This is a genomic window from Pseudomonas sp. JV245A, assembly GCF_032424515.1.
Lineage (GTDB): Bacteria > Pseudomonadota > Gammaproteobacteria > Pseudomonadales > Pseudomonadaceae > Aquipseudomonas > Aquipseudomonas protegens.
The window spans coordinates 1-3,437 of the sequence record NZ_VYKE01000286.1; the positions used below are offsets into that span (position 1 = coordinate 1).

The following is a 3,437-nucleotide window of genomic DNA, read 5'->3' on the forward strand; positions in this document are numbered from 1 at the left end:
GGCTGGCTTGCAGGGCCAGGTGGCCCCAGGCCGAACCGGTGTCGAAGGTGTGCCACAGGGCCGGGGTTTCCTCGCTGGCGCCGGGCACGGTGAAGGTGGTCTTGGAAATCACGATCACCAGGGCCGAAGCGTGTTGCGCCCAGCCACGGTTGAATTCGTTGAGCAGGCCGAGGAAGCGTTCCCAGTTCGGCGTGTCGCGGCGGGCATAGAGGAAGCGCCAGGGCTGCGAGTTGTAGGCCGAAGGCGCCCAGCGTGCGGCTTCGAAGAAGCTCAGCAGGGTTTCTTCGGGGATGCTTTCGCCGGTGAAGGCCCGGGGCGACCAGCGCTGGGTGAACTGCGGGTGGATGGCGTAGTCGGCAACGCGAGTGTTGGCGCTCATGGAAAAACTCCTGGCAGCATGTGAGATGAGTGGAATAAACCGGCAAGCGCAGATGAGCTGAGCGAAGGGGTATTCCTGACCCCGTGCGGTTTGCCGGGTGCAACGCGGTCAAGCGTTAATGGCACACGGACGCGGGTCGGTCCGAGGGGCAAAGCTACTGTGCCCATGGCCCGCTGACAAGTCCCGGCCTACCGACAGTCGCCAGCGCTTGGCCCGCCGGTTCTTCGGCACTAGACTGGCGGCCTTTTCACCCTCGGATATTGATGCTTGAGCCATGGCCGCCAAAGTCGAACCTTTCTGGATACGCAAAACCCTCGAACAACTCGACCAGGACGAATGGGAGTCGTTGTGCGATGGCTGCGGTCTGTGCTGCCTGCAAAAGCTTGAAGACGAGGACGACAACAGCGTCTATTACACGCGCATCGCCTGCAAGCTTTTGGACCTCAAGACCTGCCAGTGCAGCGATTACCCCAACCGCCGCGACTCGGTGCCCGACTGCATCCAGCTGACCCCGGGCAAGGCCGACGAATTCAAGTGGCTGCCTCCCACCTGCGGCTACCGCCTGGTGAGCGAGGGCAAGGACCTGCCCCTTTGGCACCACCTTGTGTGCGGCGACCGCGATGCGGTGCACCACGAGCGTATTTCCCAGTCCGGCCGCATGCTCGCCGAAGGCAGCGTGGCGGAAGAGGATTGGGAGGATCATCTGATTTTCCGCGCAGGCTGAGGGTTCGCCGCGCCGGCTTCAAGGTTTCAATAGCAAGGAGAGGGTATGAGGGTGGGGGCGAAGCTGGCGCTGGCCGCTGCGATGCTGGCATTGAGCGCATCGGCGTTTGCGGCGAAGAAGGTCGATCTGGATTATCACGTGCGCTTCCTGCCCCAGAGCGATCAGGCCGAAGTGCGCCTGACCCTGGCCGACGGCGCGGCGCTGCGCAGCCTGGATTTCGATCTGGGCTCGACCGGCGACTACAGCGACTTCAAGGCCGACGGCCAATGGCAGGCCGCCCCCGCCGGTGCCGGCGGTCAGCGTGGGGTCTGGCGCCCGGCCAGCGGCAAGGCCAGCCTGAGCTACCGGGTACGCCTGAACCACAGCATCAAGAAAGGCAGCTATGACAGCCGCAGTACTGCCAACTGGGCCCTGATGCGCGGCGAAACCCTGGTGCCGCCGGCGCACCTGGACCAGCAGGACGGCATCGAGCTGGTGGCGCGCCTGGATTTCGAACTGCCCGCCGGCTGGAAGAGCATCGAGACCGCCTGGCCGCGGATCGGCAAGCACCGTTTTCGCATCGACAACCCCTCGCGGCTGTTCGACCGTCCCGCCGGCTGGATGCTCGCCGGCACCCTGGGCAGCCGCCGCACGCGCCTGGGGGAAACCGACGTCAGCGTGGTCTCGCCACTGGGCCAGGGCATGCGGCGCATGGATGTGCTGACCCTGCTGACCTTTGTCTGGCCGCAGGTGCAGGCGGTGTTTCCCCGCCAGCCGAGCAAGCTGTTGATCGTCGGCGCGGCCGATCCGATGTGGCGCGGCAGCCTGGCCGGGCGCGATTCACTGTTCCTGCACAGTCGCCTGCCGCTGGTCAGCGAGAGCGGCGCCAGCCCCTTGCTGCGGGAGCTGGTGCAATCTCTGGCACGGATCAACGACAGCCAGCGCAGCGACTGGATCAGTGAAGGGCTGGCGCAGTACTACGCCATCGAGCTGCTGCGCCGTGCCGGTGGCATCAGCGATGAACGTTACCAGGTGCTGGAGAAGCGCCTGGCCCGGGACGGCCACAAGGTCACCAGCCTGCGCGGCGAACAGGTGGACAGCGCCACAGTGGCCAAGGCGGTGTTGCTATTGCAGGAGCTGGATCGAGAGATTCGCCTCAAGACCCGCAACAAGCGCTCCCTGGACGATGTCCTGCAAGCGGCGATGCGCCTGGAAAGCGTCAGCACCGCCGAATTCATCCAGCTCAGTGAAAGCGTGCTGGGCGAGTCCTCCAGGGTCCTCGACACCAGCCTGCTGCGCTGACCCGGCGCGGTTGGCCCCAGGCGTCCATGAGGACGCCCCGGCTTCAGGCCTTGGGCACCTTCACTTCATCATTGCTGGCGGCCTTGGCGTTGCGGCCGGCGGCTTCGGCATCGGCTTTCAGGTTGCGCAGCTCTTCTGCAGCGCGTTCGATCTTGTTGCGCACGTTGTTCATGTCCTGGCGGCTTTTCTCCAGCAGGCTTTTCGCCGAGCTGTGCCCGGTGATGCCCCGGGCCAGGGCCACGCCGCCGATGGCTACCTGGATCAGGCCGAATACGCCGCCACGGCGCAGGCCCTTGCCCATCATCACCACGCCGCCGGCCAGCGAGCCGATGCGCTCCCAGCCCTGGACATTCTGGGTGGGCTGGCTCTGGAACGGGGTCGATTCGATGGTTTGCAGCTGTTTGCGCTCGCTCATGATCTGTCTCCAAGGGCGGTAAGGGATACAAGGCTGACTGCACGAAGGCGTCACAGGTTCCCGGACAATGACCGGCGTGTGCTCAGAACTTGGGACCGGAGCGGGTGTTGTTGCCCTTGGCCAGGCGATCGTAGAGCACCACGTTGACTGTCGCTGCCAGGTTCATGCAACCGGTGGTGGGGATGTAGACCACGTCCTCGCACCAGTCGCGGATCTCCTTGTCGAGGGAGCCGTCTTCCGGGCCGAAGATGTACAGGGCGCGATCCGGGTGGGTGTATTCGGGCAGTGGGCGGGCACCCTCGACCAGTTCCACGGCCACCGGTATGCAGCCCAGGGGGAGGATTTTCTTCAGGTCGTCGATGCCGATCAGCGGAATGTCCTGGTGGACCTTCTTGGTGTCGGTGACGAAGTCGCGGGCCCGCTCATAGCGCTTGCCGGTGTAGAACACCGAGGCGACGCCATAGCAGCCGGCGGCGCGCATCACCGAACCGACGTTCTCCGGTGATTTGGGGTTATACAAACCGATGCAGCTGTACCTTTTGTTTGCCACGAACAAAGCGCCTTGGGGGAAAAGAGCGCGATTATACGGGGATTGCCCACGGCTCGGTGGCTTGTTGTGGCGAGGGAGCTTGCTCCCG

The 3,437-nt window shown here is 64.8% G+C and carries 5 protein-coding genes; 2 read left to right on the plus strand and 3 right to left on the minus strand.

The annotated features are described in order from the left end of the window. Positions 1 to 379, minus strand: a 379-nt coding sequence (locus tag F6S12_RS30590) for a nitroreductase family protein (RefSeq protein WP_315869751.1), incomplete at its 3' end; no start/stop codon positions are given. A gap of 274 nt (positions 380 to 653) precedes the next feature. Between F6S12_RS30590 and F6S12_RS30595 the strand changes: the two genes are divergently transcribed. Continuing rightward, complete coding sequence (locus F6S12_RS30595) at positions 654 to 1,103, plus strand: YcgN family cysteine cluster protein (protein WP_015634549.1); 450 nt, start codon at positions 654 to 656, stop codon at positions 1,101 to 1,103. 45 nt (positions 1,104 to 1,148) lie between these two features. Continuing rightward, positions 1,149 to 2,384: a hypothetical protein gene (locus F6S12_RS30600; protein WP_315869752.1), complete on the plus strand. Its 1,236-nt coding sequence runs from the start codon at positions 1,149 to 1,151 to the stop codon at positions 2,382 to 2,384. Between the two features lie 43 nt (positions 2,385 to 2,427). Here the strand turns inward: F6S12_RS30600 and F6S12_RS30605 are convergent, their stop codons facing one another. After that, on the minus strand, positions 2,428 to 2,799 hold the full coding sequence (locus tag F6S12_RS30605) for a DUF2892 domain-containing protein (RefSeq protein WP_011059839.1): 372 nt from the start codon (positions 2,797 to 2,799) through the stop codon (positions 2,428 to 2,430). An 82-nt stretch (positions 2,800 to 2,881) separates the two neighbouring features. Next, positions 2,882 to 3,349, minus strand: coding sequence for an RNA methyltransferase (locus F6S12_RS30610; protein WP_011059840.1), 468 nt, complete (start codon positions 3,347 to 3,349; stop codon positions 2,882 to 2,884). Positions 3,350 to 3,437 lie beyond the last annotated feature (88 nt).